This is a genomic window from Mucilaginibacter polytrichastri (assembly GCF_001911425.1).
GTDB lineage: Bacteria > Bacteroidota > Bacteroidia > Sphingobacteriales > Sphingobacteriaceae > Mucilaginibacter > Mucilaginibacter polytrichastri.
This window is the reverse complement of record NZ_MPPL01000001.1, coordinates 5,613,409-5,637,052: the sequence shown is the minus strand read 5'-3', so window position 1 is coordinate 5,637,052 and position 23,644 is coordinate 5,613,409. Positions and strand designations below refer to the sequence as shown.

The window sequence follows — 23,644 nt, the reverse complement described above, 5'->3', positions numbered from 1 at the left end:
ATTGATCAGGCCGTGGGCCAGAATGCATCTTCTATATGTTTTAATGTATAATTTTCACCCTTAAAAAGTATCGATATAATATCAAACCGAACTTCGCCCTGGTGATTCATCAGGTAAATATATTCATCTGCGGCATCAGCCAATAATTTTTGTTTACGATTATCTACAAAATCTTCTGGCTGGCCAAAACCGGTGCCGGTACGGGCCTTTACTTCGGTAAATATAATAACGCTGTTTTTCCAGGCAATGATATCTACTTCGGCTTTTCCATAGGTCCAGTTCTCGTCCAAAATTTCATAACCCAAATTAAGCAAATGTGTTTTGGCGATGAGTTCACCCTTACGGCCCAAGTCGAGGTGTTTGGCCATTTATTTAATGATAACAGAGCCCAGGTAATCTGATATATGCTTCTCTACTTTTTTAAGCTGAATGTACCGGGTCATCAGTATGTCCTGATCTATCGCACTCTCGGTAGTTTGAAGCTCTTTACGCAAGCCTTCGAGTAGCTTACCCACCTTTTGTTTTTTAAGGTGGAAGATGGCACCCAAAATAGCGGCTCGCAGGTGGTCAATCTCATCAGTGATCAAAATCTTGTGCATCTCGTACCAGTTTTCGCTCAGGGTATACTTGGTAGCCAGCATATCAACCACCAGGTTTACAATTTCCTTATCATCATAATGGATAAAAAATTTATCATCTGGCAGTTCGCCATTCTCTACCTGGCTGCGGTAAATGTCTGTAAACTGTTTGCATACCGGGTTCTCAAAGGTAACGTCGCTCAGTTCGGCAATCATAAACGGGCCTATATAGGTATTAGTGATGCCATCCCAGTCAATCATCCGGTTGCCATAAAGCAATAGCAGGCGTACAATTTCGCGCTCCTGGTTTACACCATTGTCCGAGTCTTTAACCGGCTGCTCTATTAACGTCCCCGCCTCGGCGGCTTCTATCGAATAGTAATCAAAATCTGCCGGCGGCCCTTCGCCATGTTGTTGCTGTTGCTGCCGCTCCGACTGCTGATTATTCTTCTTAGCCTTAGCAAGCCGCATCTTGTTCAGCTCAGAAAGCAGCACACGCTCCTCGATCTGCATCTGGTAGCTACACTCTTTAATAAAGACTGAGGCCTTGATATGATCCGGAATTTTGGCAATGCTTTCAACCACTTCACGAATTACCTCTGCACGGCGCAGCGGATCGGTACCGGCATCTTTAAGCAGGATGCTGGTTTTATAGAGAATAAAGTCCTTTTTATTTTGGTCGATGTGCTGCTTAAAGGCAGTGCTGCCCACCTTGCGCACATACGAATCGGGGTCGTGCCCATCGGGGAATGATACCACCTTTACGTTGAGGCCTTCCTCCAGGATCAAATCCAGTCCGCGAAGCGAAGCCTTAATGCCGGCGGCATCGCCATCATATAAAATGGTGATGTTTTGGGTAAGGCGGCCAATTAGTCTGATCTGCTCTACGGTTAACGAAGTACCCGATGAGGCCACCACATTTTCGATACCCGCCTGGTGTACCGAAAGCACATCGGCATAACCCTCTACCAGGTAGCAATTGTCCAGATCGCGGATTGATTTTTTGGCGAAGAACAAGCCATAAAGCACGTTGCTCTTGTGGTAGATCTCCGACTCGGGCGAGTTTACGTATTTGGGTACGTTTTTATCGCTCTTTAAAGTACGGCCGCCAAAGGCAATAACACGGCCTGTAAAACTATGTATCGGAAACATTACCCGGCCGCGGTAACGATCATATAACGAACCATTATCGCGCTTTACGGATAAGCCGCTTTCTTCTAAAAATTCCTGCTGATAGCCTGCGCTTAGGGCTGCGCCGGTAAAAGCCTCCCATTGATCGGGCGAGTATCCGAGCTCGAACTTGCGCATCACTTCTGGCGTAAAACCGCGCTCTTTAAAATAACTGAGGCCGATGCTTTTACCTTCATCGGTATCCCACATGCTTTCCTGGAAAAACTTAGCCGCAAACCCCGACACGATCATTAAACTTTCGCGGCGGCTGTCGGCTTCCTTGTTTTCGGTACTTTCTACGGTTTCCTCTACGTCAATTCCGTACTTTTTGGCCAGCCATTTTAACGCTTCCGGGTAAGTGAATTTCTCCAGCTCCATGATAAACGTAATGGCCGAACCACCCTTACCCGAGGAGAAATCTTTAAAGATGCCCTTGGCAGGAGATACCGTAAAAGAAGGCGTTTTCTCGTTCACAAAGGGAGATAAGCCAACATAGTTGGCACCACGCTTTTTCAGGGTCACAAACTCGCCAACTACCTCCACAATGTCGGTAGCTTCCATTATTTTATCAACGGTGAGTTTGGTAATCATACTTCTTAATATCCAGCCTGAAAACAGGACAACAAAAATATGCAATTGCCGCCTGATACCCTGTGTGTAAATTAATAAAAATTTGCTTACTGTAGCAAACGTTTAACACTTAGCGTATTGTATAATATATGCCTAAATTATATATTCATGAAAAAAATTACATTATTATCATTAGTCCTGGTATCACTGTTAAGCGCCTGCAAAAAGGATAATTCAACTACCAAAATTGAATACAGCATCTCTGCAAAGAAAAACAACGCAGTGTGGGTTTCCGCCAACCCATACACCGGCTATGTTAATCCCTCTATAAAGGATTCTATTTTAATTATTGCCCATGTAGGCGAAGAAACACTGGGTATTAAATTCAAAAGCAAAGGAGTTAGTACCTACCAATCAACCGAGATCAATGCTTATTATTGGAATACCGTAGGCCAGGATGCTATTGTGGCAACGTATAATCTAAGCAGTGATGCATCGAACAAACTCGTCATCAACAGCTACGATGAGGCTAAAAACCTGATGAGGGGTTCCTTTAGCCTCACGCTCAAAAAAACTTACGGTAACAGCGGCTTCCCAACTGAAGTAGTATTTACTAATGGCGAACTCATAACATACGTACAATCGCCTTCCGTTCCTATTAATTAATTAGTGTACTGTTTAGTAAGGTATTGATTGCTCCGTATTTAATAAATTGTATTTTTGCCATTCACATTTTTATTGGATATGAGTAAGCGCATTAAAATTAAAGCACTGCTGGAAAGCACACAAACAAACATTGAGGTTACAGTTAAGGGTTGGGTACGTACTTTCCGTAATAACCAGTTTATTGCTTTAAATGATGGCTCTACCAATAATAATATCCAGATTGTAGTTGATTTTCAAAATACCGACGAAGTCCTGCTTAAACGCATTACCACTGGTGCTGCGCTTAGTATTACCGGTACCCTGGTAGAATCATTGGGTAAAGGCCAAAAATTTGATATCAAAGCAACCAGTATTGAAGTACTGGGCGATAGCGACCCTGAGAAATACCCGCTGCAACCCAAAAAACACAGCCTGGAGTTTCTGCGTGAAATTGCCCACCTGCGTTTCCGTACCAATACGTTCGGTGCAATCTTTAGAGTGCGTAACAGTCTATCTTTTGCGGTACATAAGTTTTTTCAGGAGCGTGGGTTTATTTACCTCCACACACCGGTTATTACACAATCGGACGCTGAAGGCGCCGGTGAAGCATTCCGGGTTACTAACCTCGATCTGAACAACCTGCCACGTACCGAAGAAGGCGAGATTGACTTTAAACAAGATTTCTTCGGAAAATCTACCAACTTAACCGTATCCGGCCAGTTAGAAGGGGAGCTTGGCGCCATGGCGTTGAGCGATATTTATACCTTCGGGCCAACTTTCCGTGCCGAAAATTCTAACACCACCCGACACTTAGCCGAGTTTTGGATGATTGAGCCGGAGATGGCTTTTTATGACCTGACCGATAACATGGACATGGCCGAGGCATTACTGAAATATGTAATTAACCATGCCATTGAAAATAACAAAGAAGACCTGGAATTTTTAACCCAGCGTTTGGAAGAAGAAGACAAGCAAAAACCACAGAACGAACGTGCGGAAATGAGTTTGTTAGATAAACTGCAGTTTTGCCTGGATAACGATTTTCAACGCCTTACTTACACCGAGGCTATTGAGATCCTGAAAGAATCGACCCCGAACAAAAAGAAAAAGTTCCAATACCCGGTAGAAGGCTGGGGAACCGACTTACAATCTGAGCATGAGCGTTACCTGGTTGAGAAACACTTCAAAAAACCGGTTATTCTTACAGATTACCCTAAAGAGATCAAATCTTTCTACATGCGCCAAAACGACGACGGAAAAACCGTTGCCGCTATGGATATCCTGTTCCCGGGCATTGGTGAAATTATCGGTGGCTCGCAGCGTGAAGAGCGTTTGGATAAACTGGAGCAACGCATGGATGAGATCGGTATCCCTAAAGATGAGCTTTGGTGGTACCTGGATACCCGCCGTTTCGGTGCTTGCCCGCATGCAGGTTTCGGTTTAGGCTTTGAGCGTTTGGTATTGTTTGTTACAGGCATGGGCAATATCCGCGACGTGATCCCTTTCCCAAGGTTCCCGAAAAACGCAGAGTTTTAATAGCCTCACTCAAACCCTCTCCGGGGGAAAGGGCTTAAAGAATATTGAAAGGATTTCCGTTCGGAAGTCCTTTTTTGTGCGCTATTATTCCCTCCCTTGGGAGGGTTAGGGAGGGGTTTCTACAGTATGCTTTATGCAGGTACCCCTCCCTGCCAATGCACTATCCAGCCGCACCCCTCCCCAAGGAGGGATTTATGCTACCGTCACAATTTTTCTTTAATTTGCCTTATAAACCTCCAACCCCATGCTTACTAACCAAACACTCCACGCATTCATCCCCACCCTAAACCCAACCCGGGCTAAAGAATTTTATGGCGAAACACTTGGCTTACCGCAAGTATCAGAAAGCCCATTCGCTTTGGAGTTTAATGCCAATGGCACTTTGCTGCGCGTAACCACCGTACAGGCCTTGATACCACAACCGTTTACCGTTTTAGGCTGGGGCGTGGATGATATTGAAGATATGATTGGCCAACTAACAGCCAAAGGAATCTATTTCGAAATATTCGGCTTCTTTGAGCAGGATGACCTGGGCATCTGGCTTGCACCTGATGGTACCAAAGTAGCCTGGTTTAAAGATCCGGATGGTAATTTGTTGTCGCTGGCGGAGAGTAAGAAGTAGCGAGCGAGTGGCGGTTACCCAATTTGTCATTCTGAACGCAGTGAAGAATCTTCTGCTATATATATAGCGGCTTGACAAGTGAAAAAGATCCTTCGGTAGCGCTCTGGATGACAAAAGGCAGTTCCTTTTAAACAAAAAGAGACACAAAGTATTGTGTTTCTACGGTGTATAACCTGCACATATATTTTATTGTAGTAATAGGCACAATACCTTGTGCCTATTACGATTTGTCTCGATTCCTGGCTCTATTTTTTATACTCCTTGTGCAGAATCAAAAAAGCAGCCCGCTCCTCTTTGTGGAAAGGAACATTCCAGTTGCCCTGGTAGCTTATTTTGGCAGGGAGTAGTGTACCTTTATAATTGTTAAGCTCAATGTTCATCTGCACATTAAAGTCGAAGAACATGTTGCTGAATTTCATATCGATATAACGGCCCAGGATCTGGAAGCTGCGGGTGTCGAAGATCGTTGTCATTTCGTTAATCATCACATCGCCGTCGCTGGTACTGGGTTTGCGGATCACTTTAAAGCGGTACACGGGGATCGAATCCATGTAGGTACCGCGGGCAAACTGATAGAGGTAAAATTCCTTCATTTCCTTCGAGAAAATCTCTGTTTTACTACTCAAAAACGGAATGCCCGTAACCTTGGTACCGGGGCGGAAGATCAGCGTTTTAAGCTTGTCCTTATACGACTCGTTTTTACCACCACCGGGCAAGCCCTCGCCCGAGGTAAAATCAGAATTATAAGCATTCTGGAAAATATAGTCGAACATTTCTACCGTGTACAGCTCATATTTGCCGTTCTTTTTATAAACATTGCCACTGTCGCGTTTGGCCAGGGTTTCGATGGTATGCTTACCGTTTACATCGCCGTGGTGCAGCTTACGGTAAATTTTGCCGTCCACTTTATTCTTTTTGTCGAAGGTATAAATACGGTTTTCGGCAATAAAATCGTAGCCTTTCATATTATGGAAGGCTTTATAAAAGCTGGTATCGGCCAGTACGGCATCAATAAAATCCTGCGCGTTGAGCTTGTGCGATTTGATGTTGACAAAGTTCGAGTCAATCACCACAGACTTAATCGTATCAGGGTTAAACCTGTTGATCTGCTGGGCGTGCAGGGCACAAAGACCCATCAGCACAAAGGCTATGCTTAAAAGTAATTTCTTCATGCGGCAGATTTAGTTACCTAATTGTTTAAGGGCAATGTAGGCCATTAAACCAGTGCCGCCTAACAATGCAGTTTCTTCAATATCAAACGTTGGTGTGTGTACTGAGGATGTAATACCGCGACTCTCGTTACGGGTACCTAAACGGTAGAAACAGCTATCCGCAGCATGCGAAAAGTAAGCGAAATCTTCGCCTGCCATCCAGATATCCAGATCAAGCACGTTTTCTTTACCTAAGTAATCAACCGCAAAGCCCTTCACATTGGCGGTCAGTTTTTCTTCGTTAATCAGGTATGGATAACCCTTCATAATATTAAACTCGCATTTAGCGCCCATACTCTCGCATAAACCCTCGGCCAGTTTCTTCATACGTATATGTGCCTCCGCTCGCCAGGTTTCATCCATTGTACGGAAAGTACCTTCCAGGTAAACCTCATTAGGGATCACATTGGTAGCGCCATTGGCAATTACTTTACCGAATGAGAGTACCGATGGGTTTTTAGGGTCGGCAAAACGGCTGATCACCTGCTGCAACGCAGTTAACATATGCGCTGTGATAATTACCGGATCTATATTTTGTTGAGGCTGGGCACCGTGGCCACCTTTGCCAATTACTTTAACATAAATTTCATCTGTAGAGGCCATGTATTTACCGGCCCTGAAACCAACCTTACCGGCATCAATAAAAGGCATTACGTGCTGGCCTATTACCGCTTGCGGCTTAGGGTTTTCAAGTACACCCTGCTGGATCATGAGGTTTGCTCCACCCGGCAGTTTTTCTTCTGCCGGTTGAAAGATCAGTTTTACCGTTCCTCCAAAATCATTCTTAATTCTCGACAGGATAGTAGCCGTGCCCAATAATGATGATGTATGCGCATCGTGACCGCAGGCATGCATTACACCCACGTTTTGCGATTTGTAAGGCACATCATTAATCTCTGTAATTGGCAATGCATCCATATCGGCACGTAGCGCAACTACTTGGTTCGATGGTTTGTTACCCACAATTAGCCCAACCAAACCGTTATCTGCCATGCGCACATAAGGGATTCCCAGCTCATCTAACTTAGCTGCCACAAATGCCGATGTTGCTACTTCGTGAAAAGACAGTTCGGGGTTGGCATGCAGATGGCGGCGATTGCCAACCACATCATTAAAAATTTCTTCAGCTATGAGCTGTATACGTTCTTTAATCATTAGTTCTGTGTATCTGAATCCAGTTTGGGTGGATTAATTTTTTCTGTAATAATAAACATCAGTGGAAACCAGGGTTTTAGCTGCTCCATCATGCGAGTAGCCTCTATCCGGGTCCTGAAATCCCCTACACGCACCTTAAAGTCGGGTTCGCGGTAAGTAATGTAAGCGCTAATATCGGGATAGTTTTGTTGAAATTTAGCTTGTGCCTTGTAAGCAGCGGCGCGGTTTGAGCCGGTGTAAACCTGCACCCGGTAACCCGATGAGGAAAAACCACTTTGAGCACTACCCACATTGCCGTAAAGCTTACGGGCAATCAGGGTATCAACACGCGGGTCTTTAATTACTTCTACCTTGCCGCGAGTTTGGGCATGGGACGCCTGGGTACAAAGCATAAAAAAACAGCACCCAGTGATATACAAAAGTGTTTTGTAGTGGGATGCTGTGTTTTTCATTGAGTATGCTTATCTAAAAAGTATGTCATTGCGCGCGATAGCGTGGCAATCTCATTGTATGCTATTCGACCTGCATAGCTACGAGATTACTTCGTCGTACCTTCTCGCAATGACAAATTTATTAATCTAAAACATAATTTGTCATTCTGAACGCAGTGAAGAATCTTCTTAAAGATGCTTATCTACTGAGAAGATTCTTCGTTAGCACTCAGAATGACAAAATATTTATATAGGCAAGTCCTATTAATTTTCGCCTATGCCGTGGCAATTTTTATATTTTTTACCACTACCGCAAGGGCAGGGATCGTTACGGCCAATCTTTGGGTCAACACGTATTGGGGTTGCTTTTGGCGCATCCGGCATGTCGGCCAGTTCAATACCGCTACCATCCTGCATCAGCTCTGGTTTAGAAGTACGCATCTGGCGCATATCTGTTTTAGGCTGAGGGCGTGCTTCCTGAATTTCGTCGGGCTCTTGTTGTTGCGGGATACCACCTCTGAACAGGAAGCTAACTACTTCTTTGTTCACATTGGCCAGCATCGAACGGAACAACTCAAACGCTTCGAACTTGTAAACCAATAACGGGTCTTTTTGCTCGTAAACAGCATTTTGTACCGATTGCTTTAACTCGTCCATTTCGCGCAGGTGCTCTTTCCAGGCATCATCAATCAGCGATAAGGTTACGTTTTTCTCGAAAGATTTAAACACTTCCAAACCATGATTTTCAATCGCCTTTTTAAGCGGCACTGCCACCTGGATGCCGTGAATACCATCTGTAAACGGTACCACAATGTTTTCTACATATTCGCCACGGGCATCAAATACATCTTTCAGTACCGGATAAGCCTGCTCGGCAACTGCGTGCTGCTTGCGGTGATAAAAATCAGTTACCTCGGCAAAAATCTTGTCGGTCAGTTTTGCAACGTTAGAGCCTGCAAACTCGTCCTGGCTCATCTCTACATCGAAAGAGAACAGGCGGATAATTTCCAGCTGTAAACCTGCATAGTTGCTTGATTCTTTGTATTCGCTAACCACATCTTCGATAACATCAAAAATAGTATTGCTTAAATCAACGTCTAAACGTTCGCCAAACAAGGCATTTTTACGTTTAGCATATATTACAGTACGCTGTGAGTTCATCACATCATCATACTCTAACAAACGCTTACGGATACCGAAGTTGTTTTCTTCTACTTTTTTCTGCGCACGCTCAATTGATTTGGTGATCATCGAGTGCTGAATTACTTCGCCCTCTTCAATACCCATACGCACCATCAGGTTAGAGATACGCTCTGATCCGAATAAACGCATCAGGTTATCCTCTAATGATACGAAGAACTGTGAAGAACCCGGATCGCCCTGACGACCTGCACGACCACGTAACTGGCGATCGACACGACGAGACTCATGGCGCTCGGTACCTACAATGGCTAAACCACCGGCTTCCTTAACACCTTCGCCCAGTTTAATATCCGTACCACGACCAGCCATGTTGGTAGCAATAGTCACTGTTCCAGATTTACCGGCTTCGGCCACAATGTCGGCCTCTTTCTGGTGCAACTTGGCATTCAGTACGTTATGTTTAATACCGCGCAGTTTAAGCATACGGCTTACCAGTTCCGAAATCTCTACAGATGTTGTACCTACCAGTACCGGTCTTCCGGCCTGGGTTAGTTTAACAATCTCATCGGCAACGGCATTGTATTTTTCGCGCATGGTACGATACACCAAATCCTGGCGATCATCACGTTGTATACCTCTGTTAGCTGGTATTTCTACCACATCCAGTTTATAAATTTCCCATAACTCACCAGCTTCGGTAACGGCAGTACCCGTCATACCGCAAAGTTTGTGGTACATACGGAAGTAATTTTGCAGCGTTACTGTAGCAAAAGTTTGGGTTGCATCTTCAACCTTAACATTTTCTTTAGCCTCGATAGCCTGGTGTAAACCATCAGAGTAACGGCGGCCATCCAATACACGGCCGGTTTGCTCATCTACAATTTTAACCTTGCCTTCGTCAAGAATGTACTCAGTATCCTTTTCAAATAAGGTATAAGCCTTCAACAATTGATTAACCGAGTGAATCCGCTCAGATTTAATAGAGAAATCGCGCATCAGTTCATCCTTACGGGCAACTTTTTCTTCGGCGCTTAAGGTCGATTTTTCGATCTCCGCAACTTCACCGCCAACATCAGGCATTACAAAGAAGTGTTGATCTTCGCCCGAGGCAGTAATCAGCTCGATACCTTTTTCAGTTAATTCAACCGAATTATTTTTTTCGTCGATCACAAAAAACAAATCTGCATCAACCATAGGCATTTCTTTGCCCTGATCTTGCATGTAATAGTTATCTGTTTTTTGCAGGATAGTTCTGTTACCGCCTTCGCTCAAAAACTTAATTAAAGCTTTGCTTTTAGGTAAACCACGGTGTGCGCGTAATAAGGCTAAACCGCCTTCGTCTGTACCAGATTTACCGTCGTTGATCTGCTTTTTAGCTTCTTGTAAAATACCGTTGATGTATGCTTTTTGCGCATCAACCAAACGCTGAATGCGTGGTTTTAACTGGTAAAATTCATGCTCATCACCGCGAGGGATCGGGCCAGAGATAATCAATGGCGTACGGGCATCATCCACCAATACCGAATCCACCTCATCCACCATGGCAAAATGCAGTTTGCGCTGCACTAACTCTTCTGGTGTACGGGTCATGTTATCGCGCAGGTAATCAAACCCAAATTCGTTGTTGGTACCAAAGCAAATGTCAGACATGTAGGCTTTACGGCGTTCTTCAGAGTTTGGCTCATGCTTGTCGATACAATCAACAGTTAAACCATGAAACTCATATAAAGGGCCCATCCACTCCGAGTCACGGCGTGCCAGGTAATCATTCACGGTTACAATGTGTACACCCTGGCCGGCAAGTGCGTTAAGGTAAGCAGGCAAGGTAGCCACTAAGGTTTTACCCTCACCCGTGGTCATCTCCGCAATTTTACCCTGGTGCAATACAATACCACCAATTAATTGTACATCATAGTGTACCATATCCCAGGTGGTGTCGTTGCCTGCGGCTTTCCAGGTGTTATGGTGTATGGCTTTATCCCCTTTAATTATAACGTTTGCCTTGGTTGCAGCCAGTTCACGGTCGCTATCCCAGGCAGTAACCTCAATCGTCTTGTTTTCTTTAAAACGGCGGGCAGTTTCTTTAACCACGGCAAAAGCTTCGGGCAGGATGGTCATCAGCACTTCTTCAAGCGCTTTGTTACGGTCCTTCTCTAACTTATCTATCTGGGTGTAAAGGTCAACTTTTTCTTCTACGCCAAGTTCAGGACTTTCTGCCTGCTCTTTTGCTGACTGAATGTCATTATCAATGTCTGCAAGCCCCTGTGCAATCCTTTCTTTAAAGTCAAGCGTCATGGCACGCAGCTCATCATTACTAATGTTTTCGAGCTTCGCGAATTCCGCTTTTATCTTTTCAACTAAAGGTTGTATGCTTTTTAAGTCTCTTTCCGATTTATTACCGAAGAGCTTACTGATAAATCCTAACATGCTTTATTTATAATATAATCTCTACCACTTCAACAATTACGCCATACGAATGTAAAAGTCATTATGGCAGGTAAAGTTAGGAAAAATTCTGTTGTCTGTTGTCTGTTATCGGTTTTCAGTACCACCCTTCTTCTCAAAACTCCTTGATTTTATGATGAAAAGCCTCTTTATTAACGACTGACAACAGATAACTGACAACAGACAACCCGACTACTCATAGTAGATTATCTTCCGTACCGTAATCCAATCCTTTTTATCAGATTGATCCATCGATAGCCAATTAAATAGTTTATCGTAATTAAAGTAGTGATAGATAATGCTTCGCTTACTGCCCGCTGCATCGTTAGTGGTTTCGCTCATTTTATTATCCATTGCATCATAAGCCATGGTAATACTGTACGCCGTAGAATCAACAGATCGTCTATCCTCCCTAATTAAATTGCCCTGGCTATATTTATAATAGGTTTGCCCAGCCTCGTGGTTATGTCCATCATAAGTAATGCGCTTAGTTAAATTCCCGGCTTCGTCATATTTAGATATAAGGCTGCCGAGAAGGGAATCGGTATCAAACGCATAATTGCGTTCTTCCACTTCATTTCCCAGAGTATGGTAAGTATAAGTAGATGTGATCTCCAATTTTCTATTCGAATAATTCAGAACCGACCTTACAAGCTTATGACTTCTATACTCATAATCTATCCTATAACTAGAGGTGTCACCTTTAAATAACGAGTCGTAACGGATTTTTGATATTAAGTTACCGTCTTTATTATAGGTTGCAATTTCTTTATTAATGATTTTGGTAGTGCCGGTATCTTGTTGGGTAGTAGTTACTGATAACACATTGCCTTTCAAGTTCTCCTTTTCCAGATCGCTCTTTACGTTTTGGGCGGTGCAGGTAGCTGTAGCCAGAAACAAGATTATAATGGAGTAGAGCGTTTTCATACAGTGCGGCAATTTACCGATGATTAAAAACTTTGGCAAGTGTATCTGATTTTCCTCTCACGGATTTAAAAACTATGGCGCCGGCTGTACTACCTCCCTTATCGAAGCCCAGCCTGTTGGACTTTTTTTATAACGCACATAAACCACAATAGATCGCCCTTTAAATATAAACGGTTCACCGCCATTTTTTGGTGTTCCTTTAATTGTGAACAGATAACTTTCAACTGCGGTATTACCGTTAATAATTGTGCTTTCGACCTTGTTTTCTAAAAATTTCAGATGATTTACCTTAAATGCTGCTACTAAACCAGCCCTCACAGTATCGGCCCCCACTACATAACTGTTATAAGAAAAGGATTTGACAACATCCGGATGGTGATACGCCATTACGGCATCAACATCGCCATTAAAAAATGCTTTATGGATGGCTTCGCTGGTTTTCGCCAAGTCTGCCCGGTCTTTTGCTGTACCACTGAAATTTGTTTGGGCGATGCATGCCGAGGTTAATAATATCAGCACGATTAATGTCTTAATTACTTTCATGACTGGGCTTTAATGGTTTGTATACAAGATAAGGATATTTACGCAGCCTTTTAGACTTATCGACTTCCGCACTTACGGACTAAAACTCTATCTTTGACCCCCATGAACATCCTGCTCATTGGTTCCGGCGGTAGGGAAAGCGCCTTCGCCTGGAAATTAACTCAGAGTCCTTTATGCCAGCAATTGTTTATTGCACCGGGTAACCCGGGTACGGCCCAGTTTGGTACCAACATAGATATTAAGGTTACCGATTTTGAAGGCCACAAGGCTTTTACCTTAGCCAACAATATCGATATGGTACTGGTAGGCCCCGAAGAACCGCTGGTTAAAGGCATCCACGATTTCTTTTTAAACGATGAGCAGTTACGCAACATCCCGGTTATAGGGCCTCAGCAAGAGGGTGCGCAATTAGAAGGCAGCAAAGATTTCTCTAAGCAGTTTATGAACCGCCACAACATCCCAACTGCTGCTTCTAAAACTTTTACAGAAGCAACTTTACAAGAAGGCCTTACTTACCTGGCAACCGCTGGTTTACCCATTGTATTAAAAGCCGATGGACTTGCAGCAGGTAAAGGTGTATTAATTTGCACCAGCTTAGAAGAAGCGCAACAGGAACTAACCGAGATGCTTACCATGGCCAAATTTGGCGAGGCAAGCGCTAAGGTAGTTATCGAACAGTTTTTACAAGGCATTGAGCTTTCTGTGTTTGTACTGAGCGATGGCACCAACTATAAAGTACTACCCGAAGCCAAGGACTACAAACGCATTGGCGAAGGTGATACCGGTTTAAATACCGGCGGCATGGGTTCGGTTTCACCAGTACCTTTTGCAGATAAGGTATTTATGGACAAAGTACACGAGCGGGTAATTATCCCAACCGTAGAAGGTTTAAAGAAAGACAATATCCCCTACAAGGGCTTCATCTTTATTGGCTTGATTAGCTGCGATGGCGAGCCTTTTGTAATTGAATATAACTGCCGCATGGGCGACCCGGAAACCGAAAGCGTTTTACCACGCATAGAGTCTGACCTGGCCGACTTGCTGAAAGGCGTAGCTGAAGGCAACCTGGATACCAAAGAACTCATTATATCCAACAAGTTTGCAGCCACCGTAGTTTGCGTGGCAGGCGGTTACCCCGGCGAATACATGAAAAACGATGTAATTACCGGACTGGAAAATGTACGTGGTTCTATCGCGTTCCATGCAGGTACTTATGCCGATGGCGATGATATTAAAACTTCTGGTGGGCGTGTATTAGCCATTACCTCTTTACAGGACACCATGTTTAATGCACTGCAACAAGCCACACTTGATGCCAGCCGCATTTATTATGATGGTAAGTATTTTAGAAAAGATATTGGGTTTGACCTCTTGTAAAAGAGTCAAGAATCGAGACAACAATTAAAAACTTGTCATTGCGAGCGATAGTGTGGCAATCTTGTCGCATACAGAGCGGATTTGCAGCAATACGAGATTGCGTCGTGCCACAATGACAAAATATACAATAAGAAAGGCCTCCGGTAAACCAGAGGCCTTTCTTATTGTATTATAACAGCTAATTACTCTGCTTTGGTATTGCTTTTGCTTTTAGCAAGCAGCTCATTTAACTTATCAGTTAAATCTGTACCGCGCAAGTTTTTACCAACAATTTTACCGTTAGGGTCTAACAGGAAGTTTTGCGGGATAGCCTGTACGCCGTAAAGTTTGGCTGCATCATTATCCCAGAATTTAAGGTCTGATACGTGGGTCCAGGTGAGGCCATCTTTGTGGATCGCGTTCATCCATTTTTCTTTAGCACCCGTACGATCTAACGATACGCTCAGGATGGTAAAATTTTTGTCTTTAAACTGATGGTAGGCTTTAACCACATTAGGGTTTTCTGCACGGCAAGGGCCGCACCATGATGCCCAAAAATCAACCAAAACATATTTACCACGGAATGACGACAGCTTAACAGATACTCCATTGGTATCGGCCATTGCAAACTCAGGAGCGGTTGCACCGTAAGCAACGGTTTTTAATTTCTCTAACTGATCGGCATATTTTTTACCTGATGTGCTGTTCTGAATCTCTGGCGACAGGTGATGAAACATCGGATCAAGCTCTTTAAAATCGGCGCTGTAAGTATAGCTGCGCAATGCGTTTAAGCTGATCGCTGACGTAGGATTATCCTCAATGAATTTTTTAGTGATTGCTTTTTCGTGGTTTTCAATTGCTTTCTCTGTGGCGGCAAACTCTTTAGTCTGCTCGTCAGATGGTTTATCACCTGCTGCTTTTTGTTTAGCCTCAAGCGCTTCGTATTCGGCATTAACAGGTTTTAAGGCCAGTTGATACTTCGCATTTTCTTCGCTGATTTTGGTACCGGTGGCCGTTGCATTTTTGGCAACATCGCCACTATTTACCACCGTTGTACCTGGGGCAATGTATAATTCGGTATAGTCATAAGGCGAATGAATACCGTCACCTTTGGCATTTACAAACAGGTCTGCCTGCGCCGGATCTGCCACCGTGCCCTTAAATTCAAAAGCGCCGTTAACCAGCACTACAGAATCGGTTACACTTTTAGCACCCGAGCGGTAAGTTAAATAAGCTTTAGCAGGTGCATTGTAAGCACCAATTTTACCTTTAACGGTAAAGTTAGGTGCAACAGCAGGGGTTGTCTGCGCAAAACTAACAGCCGGCAGGGCAATTAGTGCGGTGTATAAGATCTTTTTAATCATGTTGTTTTTTTAGAGGTAGTTAAAAATCAAATATATAAAAAGGGCGATGAAAAATAAATAGCCAAAGAGATATTGATTTGTACGTAACAACGTAACCATACTTACGCGCCTTTGCAACTCGAGCGGGGATTGCTAATAAGAAATGCTGCAATAAATTTGTACTTGCGCGCGTTTGCAACCCGTGCTTAACCGGGTGGGCATTTGAAATGCCCCTACCAATACACACGCGTTAAAAGACGCGAGAGAGAATGGCTGCTATTAAGAAAGGCTGCAATTCATTCATCGCAGCCTTTACATATCTTGGTTCTTGATTCTCGGCTCTTGACTCTAATTTATCAGGATCCCGGAAATAATTCGGCCAGTTTCTTATCCAGATCTGCACCTCTTAAGTTTTTACCGATTATCTTCCCTTGCGGGTCTATCAGGTAATTTTGGGGGATTGCACGTACGGCGTACAATACAGCGGCCTCGTTATCCCAAAATTTAAGGTCTGATACCTGTGTCCAGATCAGGCCGTCGGCCTTAACGGCAGCTTGCCAGGCATCTTTAGCACCTGCTTTATCTAATGACACACCCAGTATGGTAAAGTTTTTTGCTTTGTATTTATTGTAGGCTTTTACCACGTTAGGGTTTTCCTGGCGACAAGGGCCACACCATGATGCCCAAAAATCAATCAGCACGTATTTACCACGGAAAGACGACAGCTTAACCGGTTTTCCATCGGCATCGGCCTGTGTAAAATCGGGTGCTATGGCACCAATGCCGGTAACTTTTAAATCGTCAAATGATTTTTTTAACTGCTTTGCTGCCTCCATGCTTTTCAGGCTTGGGTCAAGCGAATCATACATGGCAAGCAAGGGCGCAGGGTCGGCAGTTGGGCCACCAAGCGAACTTAGCGCCAATATGCTCAGGTAGCTTTTGGGGTTATTTTGTACAAAAGTTTTCAGCACATCCTGTTGCTGTGTTTGTACCGCCTTTAACCTGTCTTGTATAAAATTTTGGTACTCTACACTCTGTTGCTGGGCCAATGTTGCGCGCTGTGCATCGTATTGTATCTTTTTTGCTTTCGCTATAATCGGGGTTAACTGACCCATCAGTTTAGCATTATCATCATTAATCACAGAGCCGGTAACTTTACCATCGGCAATAGAATCTACGGCGTTAACGCCAATAATTCCGGGCTCGAGGTAAAGGTTCATCATGTCGGCACTGTTGTTATCCAGTTTCTCCATCCCTACACCTTTATGATCATACAGCAATGTGGCATTTACGGGGTTTAATACGGTACCAGAGATCTGGAAACCGCCTACACTAATGGCGCTCGAATCTACCATGCGGTTGGCACCCAGCGTATAAAACAAATAAACCTTGGCAGGTGGTACTGCGTTAGCTATTTTGCCTCTGATGGTAAATTGTTGCGGTGCCTGCGCAAATGATATTGCGGGTATAAAAAGTGCTATATAGAAGAATATCTTTTTCATTAATTACTTAATTATAAGGGATATTAACGTTAAAAATAACGCATCCGTATAAATTTGGTTAGCTTAATTTTTGGTAAGTACGCCACCACAGGTCGGGCATTTCGCCGCTCACTGCAGTTTGGTAATCTTCGTATCGGCAGGGTACTAAGTGGAAACGCTCGTTAAGCGAGCCATTTGCCGGGTACGGTACCTGCATCCACCACCTGTCTGATTTTTTGCTTTTTACAAACACCAGTTCATGGTCATCATGCGTAAGCGTAGTTTTATAGATCAGGTATTGCGATTTGGGGTTCAGCGGAAAATCTGACTTCCGGTTATAAAAGCCTTCTACAAAATACCAGATCATCTGGGCCATCAGCATGGCGGTTTGCCCGTTAACATCGTAAGCCGGGTTAAACTCGTAAAAACCTATGGAGGTTAATTTATCGTTGTAACCGGCATAACGGCAAATTTGGCAAGCCTCTTCGCCATAAAACCCATTGGGCGATGCATTGGCATTGCCCATGGCATCGGCTGCACGGACAGCCCCCATATCAAAGCTAATCATGCTGGCATTGCGAATCACCGGCTCGGCCACGTTGATCTTGCCGCTTAGTTCGCCCAGGCGATGTACATCAAACAATAGCTTATCCATTACACGCAAACTTTCCTGGCTGGCAAAATACGTCTGGTAACCCAGGTTACTAAAGTTAAACAGGTAATTGGGCTCGTGCAGCAGAATCTTGCTTAAAAATGAAGCCGAGGTAGTTTCGAAATGGTTACGTTCAAAATCATCGTCAAGGTCAAAAGCCTGGTCTATCACTACCAGGTCTACCCTTTGCTCCAGGTCTTCATAGGCCATAAACTGTGCATAGGTAAGGTCTTGCCCGCCGCCAATAATAATGGGTAATATATTTGCCCTTATGAGTTCATTTACTACGGTTTTAAGCGCTACATAGGTATCGGTAATGGTTGCGCCACGGCGGATATTGCCCAAGTCGGCTATTTTTACAGCAAAGCTGCCTTCATGCAACAGGTACAAACGTTCGCGCACATAGTTGGGTGCGGTAGAGCATCCTTCGTTGTTAATTGCATGGCGGTCTTCCATTACGCCAATAATAGCCATGTCGTACTGTTGCTCTTCCAGATCGGGAAAATGCCCGGCATATATATTGATCTTACTCCCCAGCTGGCTGTTGTTAAAGCCTTGCTTGGGTGTAACGCTGCTCAGATCAACAGGCGACAGAAAATCTGTTAATGACATAGGGATGCTTTACAAAAGCTCAAATATCAATTTAATTCAATTAATTTGCACTGTTTTCTAAAAAATTACAAGCATGATACTGGTAACCGGTGCAACAGGTTTTTTGGGTACGGAGCTGGTTAAACAGCTTGCCGAAAAGGGTTTACCCTTGCGCTGCACCCGGCGAAACCATTCTGTTATGCCACAAATACTTATCCCTTACAGTAACCTCATTGAGTGGGTGGAGGCTGACATTTGCGATATTTTTGCACTGGAAGCCGCCATGGAAGGCATAACGCAGGTGTACCATTGCGCGGCATGGGTATCATTTAAACAGGCTGATAAAGAGCCGATGATTAATACCAATGTTACCGGCACAGCCAATGTAGTTAATGCTTGTATTGATGCCGGCGCAAGGCTGATCCACGTAAGCTCGATAGCCGCTGTGGGTGTTGCCAAAACCGGCGAGCTGATTACCGAGAAACATTACCTGGAAGAAACCCCGGTTAATAACATCTACGCCATATCTAAACTGGAAAGCGAAATGGAAGTTTGGCGCGGTATTGCCGAAGGTCTGGATGCTGCCATTGTTAATCCATCGGTAATTATCGGCGCCAGTGCAGGTGCAAGTGGCAGCGGACAAATTTTTGAAACCGTGCGCAAAGGCCTCATCTTTTATACCGGCGGAAGCGTAGGCCTGGTTGATGTGGCCGACGTAGCCCAATGCATGATTACCCTCATGAACACCGATATTACCGCCGAACGCTATATTATCAATGCCGAAAACTGGTACTATAAAGATTTGTTTGACACCATTGCCGAACGTTTCCATGTAAAGGCTCCAACTAAACAAGCTAAATCCTGGATGCTGGAACTGGCCTGGCGCGGTGCATCGCTTATAGGTACTTTAACCGGTAAAAGCCCGGCGCTCGATAAAATATCGGCGCAATCTGCCAGTATTGTGCAGAACTATGATAACACCAAAATTAAAAAAGCCATTGGTTTTGAATTTAAGCCAATTGATAAAACTATTGATGAGGTAGTGGCAGTACTTAGTGCGGAAGACAAGAGATAAAGACGAAGGACTTTCTTCACAACTGCAAGTGTTGCGCTTGTGGTTAACCCAAAGTAAGATTCACCTATTATTTACAAATCCTTGCTTAATTTACACTATAATTGTGAATGACAAAACGCCTGATATGCCTGCTGTTTTCGTCATGCTTAATCGCCCCTAATCTGCATGCCCAAACCGTATTAAGAGATTCCTCAACCCTGATTACTCAAGCTAAAGAGGATGCAAATCATTTTAAGCTGAATCGTGCCGATCTAAAACAATTCAGAAAACACCGTGACGATTATATGTTACAATTTTCGCCCAACCGTAATCCCCTTTCGGGGCCGCCCAATCTATTCAGAACCCCGGTTACCCCTGCAGGCATGAGTAAAGTAAGAGAGGGTTATAAACATATTGATTACACCTCCGATTATTTTAAACCAAACAACGTTACCACAAGAGACACCGCCCTGCTGCGGGATTCTATATACGTAAAAGCCTTTAGAGATGCCGCTTACCAACGTACCACTGCAAGGCGTACAGCCGGGCATTATATAGCCATATTTGGTGGGGTTGCAGCAGGGGTAGCGCTTATTATAGGTTTTGTTATTATAGCCAACTCCATGGGCTAATTATAAAGCTAAAGAACGAAAGTCTTTTTAGATAAATACAAAGTGCCAATCGCAATCTTGCGCGCGTTTGCAACGCGTGTGTTTAAACGGACGGGCATTTGGAAATGCCCGACCAATCCGCACGCGCCAGAGACGCGCGTGAGTTAGATTTTTTATTTATCTCCGGTTTCTTATTTCTCACAAGGCAACGAATTTCATTTAAATCTACTTACTGACTTTAAATTTTGCATTTTTGCGCAAAACTTAATCTATACTAAAATACGATGAGCCAGTATTATATCATTGATTTCGACAGTACATTTACACAAGTAGAAGCCCTAGACGAACTGGCCCGTATTTCGCTCAAAGACCACCCCGACCGCGAACTGATTTACAAGAAAATTGAAGATCTGACCAACGCCTCTATGGAAGGCCGCCTGTCATTTACAGATAGCCTGGAGCAGCGTGTAAAACTACTCGAGGCCACGCGCGAACATCTTAAACAACTGATTCGCCACCTGCGCAAAAAGGTATCGACCTCATTTTCACGCAACAGCGATTTCTTTAAAAACCACCAGGATGAGGTATTGATCGTATCCGGCGGATTTAAAGAGTTTATTATCCCGGTGGTTACCGAGTATCATATCAAAAAAGAAAACATTTATGCCAATACTTTCATTTTTGATGAGGCAGATAAAATTGTGGGTTATGACCGTACCAACCCGCTCTCGCAAGAAGGCGGCAAAGTTAAGCTGCTGAAAGAGCTGAACCTGCCGGGCGATATCTTTGGCATCGGTGATGGTTATTCTGATTTCCAGTTAAAGGAATCGGGCATGATTAAAAAATTCTTTGCCTATACCGAAAACATCGAACGTAAATCTGTTACCGAAAAAGCCGACCATATTACCCCCAGCTTTGACGAGTTCTTGTACATCAACAGGTTGCCGCGTGCCATATCTTACCCTAAAAACAGGATTAAGTGTCTGATAGCCGGCAAGGTAGATGAAGAAGCGATAATCCAGATGCAAAAGGAAGGTTACAACGTACGTCAGCGTGATAGTATAGAAGAGAAATACCTGGAAGAAGCAGGCGTATTACTTTGTGCCGAAGATATACAACCAACGCCCGAACAACTGGCCGGCGCACCAAGACTAAAAGTGATTGGTTGCTTTGGTAAGGTTGCCAGCCGCAAACTGGCCGACACTGCCTGCGAAAACGGCGTCATCATTTTCGACGATCCAAAATATAATCCACGCAATTTCGATTTTATACCTAAACGTGTAATCTCATTTATGAACGAGGGCAAAACGCATACCAGCTGCAACTTCCCAGATCTGCAGCCGCCGCGCGTAAATAATGCCCACCGCCTAATCCATATTCACGAAAACGTGCCGGGGATACTTGCTAAAATCAATGAAGTATTTGCCCGCCACAACATTAACATTGTGGGCGAGTTTCTGGTAACCAACCACCAGATAGGTTACGTAATTACCGATGTAAATAAAGGTTATGATGCAGAGGTTTTAAATGAGCTTAAAGCAATACCACAAACTATAAAATTCAGACTGCTGTATTAAGGGTTATTTGTTATTAAGTTATTGGTTGGTTGTTTTATAATAACTTAATAACTAAACTTCTTCTTTAAACGGCACTACCAGTACCGGCATTTCTGCATGGCGTACAACGTGTTCGGCTACACTGCCCATCAGCAGGCGGTCTAAACCGGTACGGCTGTGGGTACCTATTACAATGAGGTCTGCATTAAACGCTTTGCTGCAATTGATAATACCTTCGGCGGTAGAACTGTAATCTGTAAAATGAGTTACTTCCAAGCCTTCCCCATAGGCTTTGATGGTGCTTTCGATAATATCGTCCGAAATATGGTTTTGGATATCCAACATTTCTACATTAACCATACTAACACCCGTTTCAATCGGCATACCGATGGTAGTATCTGTGACCGGCGACGGGATATAAGTGGCTTCAATAATATGTACTAACCCTACTGCGGCACCAAATTGTTTAGCCAGATCGAAACCTGTTTTGGCAGCATGTTTAGCAAACTTACTATCGTCTATCCCTATAAGTATTTTTTTGAAGGTGGTCATGATGGTTTATGTTTATAAAGTATATAACGCTCTGGGGCGAATATGTTTGTTTGATAAAAGATTAATTACGCTGAAATTAAGATTTAAAATCCGCATAACATACCTCTAACTCCTCTCAGGAAGGAATCGAAAAGAGGCTATCTTTTGTATTTACCAAATAACCTGTCCCAATAGCCATTTTCAATCTTATCATTCTCTTTTCGCTGGGCAGTATAAATCCCGGAGTCTCCACTAAAAAAGTAAGCTGTAAAACAGGCAACGGCAAATAGCATAGCATGTTCGCCGCCAAATAATTCAATGCCCATTAACGTGCAGGCCAAGGGTGTATTGGTAGACCCGGCAAATACGGCAATGAAGCCTAATGCTGCAAATAAACTTACCGGCGCGTTTAAAAAACCGGCCAATGTATTACCCAATGTAGCGCCGATATAAAACAGCGGGGTTACCTCACCGCCTTTAAAACCTGTACCTAGGGTTATGGCTGTATAGATTAGTTTCCATAACCAGCTAAATAGATCTGCACCGTTTTGCTGAAAGGCTGACACAATAGTGGCCGCTCCGGGGTGTTGAGGCTCTACACCCAAACTGAGGTAGTCTGTTTTTCCGATTAAGAAAGTCAAACCGATGATAATTAATCCACCACTAACCGGGATCAGCCAATCTATTTTAATCAGTTTAAGTGAGAAGGCCTTTACGGCATGTGTCGCGTTAGCAAACAGATAACTAGCCAGGCCAAACAAAGCCGAAGCAAAGATCACCTTCACCAGCAACAATAAATCAATTGGCAAATGGTGGCTATAATATTCTGCACTGGTTTTTACCACATCTATATGGTAAGCAGTGTGGTGGATGCCCCAAGCGGCAACGGTGGCATCGCCCGCAAAACCGGCAATAAGGCAGGGCAGCAAGGCATTGTATTGCATTCGCCCTATGGTAATTACTTCTATGGCAAAAATAGTCCCGGTTAACGGCGTACCAAATACAGCCCCGAAACCGGCAGCAATACCGGCGGTAAGCAGCAGGCGCTTGTCTTCCGGGTTTAATTTAAACAGCCCGGCAAAAAAATCGGCTATACTGCCTCCTATTTGTACTGCCGTACCTTCCCGACCGGCAGAACCACCAAATAAGTGGGTAATAACAGTGGTAATTAAAATAAGCGGTGCCATGCGTTTAGGTACGCCCGCACCGGGCTCATGGATTTCGTCGATAATTAAATTATTACCCCGCTCTGCCGAACGCCCGTACAGTTTATATAGAAAATGGATAACAATACCTGCAACAGGCAGCAAATACAATAACCAGGAATGTAAAAAGCGGTAATGAATAGCCATGTTCAGTAACCATAAAAACAGGGCTACTACGCTGCCGATGGCTATGCCAACAGGGAGTACAATGATAGTCCAACGGAAACTGTATGTGATGATGGAAAGCTGGGAAGAGAGAAATTTTTTCATAAACCTACATGCAAATAA

20 protein-coding genes are annotated in these 23,644 nt (G+C 43.9%); 7 read left to right on the top strand and 13 right to left on the bottom strand.

Going from position 1 to position 23,644, the window contains the following annotated elements; translation table 11 throughout:
* Nucleotides 1-5: 5 nt before the first annotated feature.
* Nucleotides 6-368: a YraN family protein gene (locus RG47T_RS24485; RefSeq protein ID WP_074492719.1), complete on the bottom strand. Its 363-nt coding sequence runs from the start codon at nucleotides 366-368 to the stop codon at nucleotides 6-8.
* Nucleotides 369-2,339 (bottom strand): DNA primase, encoded by a 1,971-nt coding sequence (gene dnaG, locus RG47T_RS24480; protein ID WP_074492716.1) that lies wholly within the window; start codon nucleotides 2,337-2,339, stop codon nucleotides 369-371. It abuts the gene before it with no gap.
* A gap of 147 nt (nucleotides 2,340-2,486) precedes the next feature.
* On the opposite strand from dnaG, the gene RG47T_RS24475 reads away from it, so the two are divergent.
* The 3 genes from RG47T_RS24475 to RG47T_RS24465 all read left to right on the top strand — a co-directional run bounded on the left by RG47T_RS24475 (nucleotide 2,487) and on the right by RG47T_RS24465 (nucleotide 5,121).
* On the top strand, nucleotides 2,487-2,984 hold the full coding sequence (locus RG47T_RS24475; RefSeq protein WP_074492715.1) for a DUF6252 domain-containing protein: 498 nt from the start codon (nucleotides 2,487-2,489) through the stop codon (nucleotides 2,982-2,984).
* Nucleotides 2,985-3,062: 78 nt separating this feature from the next.
* Nucleotides 3,063-4,499 carry an asparagine--tRNA ligase gene (gene asnS, locus RG47T_RS24470; RefSeq protein ID WP_074492713.1) on the top strand — a complete coding sequence of 479 codons (1,437 nt, stop codon included), beginning with the start codon at nucleotides 3,063-3,065 and terminating at the stop codon, nucleotides 4,497-4,499.
* A 244-nt stretch (nucleotides 4,500-4,743) separates the two neighbouring features.
* Entirely contained in the window at nucleotides 4,744-5,121 is a 378-nt protein-coding gene (locus RG47T_RS24465; protein WP_074492710.1) for a VOC family protein, read from the top strand.
* A 245-nt stretch (nucleotides 5,122-5,366) separates the two neighbouring features.
* Here the strand turns inward: RG47T_RS24465 and RG47T_RS24460 are convergent, their stop codons facing one another.
* From RG47T_RS24460 to RG47T_RS24435, 6 genes are all read right to left on the bottom strand, one after another.
* Nucleotides 5,367-6,293 (bottom strand): hypothetical protein, encoded by a 927-nt coding sequence (locus RG47T_RS24460; RefSeq protein WP_074492708.1) that lies wholly within the window; start codon nucleotides 6,291-6,293, stop codon nucleotides 5,367-5,369.
* Nucleotides 6,294-6,302: 9 nt separating this feature from the next.
* Nucleotides 6,303-7,487 (bottom strand): M20 metallopeptidase family protein, encoded by a 1,185-nt coding sequence (locus RG47T_RS24455; protein ID WP_074492706.1) that lies wholly within the window; start codon nucleotides 7,485-7,487, stop codon nucleotides 6,303-6,305.
* Nucleotides 7,487-7,939, bottom strand: coding sequence for an SPOR domain-containing protein (locus RG47T_RS24450; RefSeq protein WP_074492704.1), 453 nt, complete (start codon nucleotides 7,937-7,939; stop codon nucleotides 7,487-7,489). The genes RG47T_RS24455 and RG47T_RS24450 overlap by 1 nt, the downstream gene beginning before the upstream one ends.
* Before the next feature lie 243 nt (nucleotides 7,940-8,182).
* Nucleotides 8,183-11,488 (bottom strand): preprotein translocase subunit SecA, encoded by a 3,306-nt coding sequence (gene secA / locus RG47T_RS24445; protein ID WP_074492702.1) that lies wholly within the window; start codon nucleotides 11,486-11,488, stop codon nucleotides 8,183-8,185.
* A 210-nt stretch (nucleotides 11,489-11,698) separates the two neighbouring features.
* Complete coding sequence (locus RG47T_RS24440; protein ID WP_074492700.1) at nucleotides 11,699-12,433, bottom strand: hypothetical protein; 735 nt, start codon at nucleotides 12,431-12,433, stop codon at nucleotides 11,699-11,701.
* Between the two features lie 72 nt (nucleotides 12,434-12,505).
* The gene (locus RG47T_RS24435) at nucleotides 12,506-12,976 is read right to left on the bottom strand and encodes a YybH family protein (RefSeq protein ID WP_074492698.1); all 471 of its coding nucleotides are present in this window, start codon (nucleotides 12,974-12,976) and stop codon (nucleotides 12,506-12,508) included.
* Nucleotides 12,977-13,078: 102 nt separating this feature from the next.
* On the opposite strand from RG47T_RS24435, the gene purD reads away from it, so the two are divergent.
* Nucleotides 13,079-14,353, top strand: coding sequence for a phosphoribosylamine--glycine ligase (gene purD / locus RG47T_RS24430; RefSeq protein WP_074492696.1), 1,275 nt, complete (start codon nucleotides 13,079-13,081; stop codon nucleotides 14,351-14,353).
* Nucleotides 14,354-14,535: 182 nt separating this feature from the next.
* Here the strand turns inward: purD and RG47T_RS24425 are convergent, their stop codons facing one another.
* The 3 genes from RG47T_RS24425 to RG47T_RS24415 all read right to left on the bottom strand — a co-directional run bounded on the left by RG47T_RS24425 (nucleotide 14,536) and on the right by RG47T_RS24415 (nucleotide 18,420).
* Nucleotides 14,536-15,696: a TlpA disulfide reductase family protein gene (locus RG47T_RS24425; protein ID WP_216351101.1), complete on the bottom strand. Its 1,161-nt coding sequence runs from the start codon at nucleotides 15,694-15,696 to the stop codon at nucleotides 14,536-14,538.
* A 335-nt stretch (nucleotides 15,697-16,031) separates the two neighbouring features.
* The gene (locus tag RG47T_RS24420; protein WP_074492694.1) at nucleotides 16,032-17,177 is read right to left on the bottom strand and encodes a TlpA disulfide reductase family protein; all 1,146 of its coding nucleotides are present in this window, start codon (nucleotides 17,175-17,177) and stop codon (nucleotides 16,032-16,034) included.
* A gap of 58 nt (nucleotides 17,178-17,235) precedes the next feature.
* On the bottom strand, nucleotides 17,236-18,420 hold the full coding sequence (locus RG47T_RS24415) for a formimidoylglutamase (RefSeq protein ID WP_074492692.1): 1,185 nt from the start codon (nucleotides 18,418-18,420) through the stop codon (nucleotides 17,236-17,238).
* Between the two features lie 73 nt (nucleotides 18,421-18,493).
* On the opposite strand from RG47T_RS24415, the gene RG47T_RS24410 reads away from it, so the two are divergent.
* From RG47T_RS24410 to RG47T_RS24400, 3 genes are all read left to right on the top strand, one after another.
* Nucleotides 18,494-19,474 (top strand): SDR family NAD(P)-dependent oxidoreductase, encoded by a 981-nt coding sequence (locus RG47T_RS24410; RefSeq protein ID WP_074492690.1) that lies wholly within the window; start codon nucleotides 18,494-18,496, stop codon nucleotides 19,472-19,474.
* A 107-nt stretch (nucleotides 19,475-19,581) separates the two neighbouring features.
* Nucleotides 19,582-20,085: a hypothetical protein gene (locus RG47T_RS24405; protein WP_074492688.1), complete on the top strand. Its 504-nt coding sequence runs from the start codon at nucleotides 19,582-19,584 to the stop codon at nucleotides 20,083-20,085.
* 263 nt (nucleotides 20,086-20,348) lie between these two features.
* The gene (locus RG47T_RS24400; protein WP_074492685.1) at nucleotides 20,349-21,641 is read left to right on the top strand and encodes an HAD-IB family phosphatase; all 1,293 of its coding nucleotides are present in this window, start codon (nucleotides 20,349-20,351) and stop codon (nucleotides 21,639-21,641) included.
* Nucleotides 21,642-21,692: 51 nt separating this feature from the next.
* Here the strand turns inward: RG47T_RS24400 and RG47T_RS24395 are convergent, their stop codons facing one another.
* Together RG47T_RS24395 and RG47T_RS24390 are read right to left on the bottom strand one after the other, a co-directional pair.
* Nucleotides 21,693-22,172 (bottom strand): universal stress protein, encoded by a 480-nt coding sequence (locus RG47T_RS24395; RefSeq protein ID WP_074492683.1) that lies wholly within the window; start codon nucleotides 22,170-22,172, stop codon nucleotides 21,693-21,695.
* Nucleotides 22,173-22,309: 137 nt separating this feature from the next.
* Nucleotides 22,310-23,626, bottom strand: a complete 1,317-nt coding sequence (locus RG47T_RS24390; RefSeq protein WP_074492681.1) for a voltage-gated chloride channel family protein — start codon at nucleotides 23,624-23,626, stop codon at nucleotides 22,310-22,312.
* Between the last annotated feature and the right edge of the window lie 18 nt (nucleotides 23,627-23,644).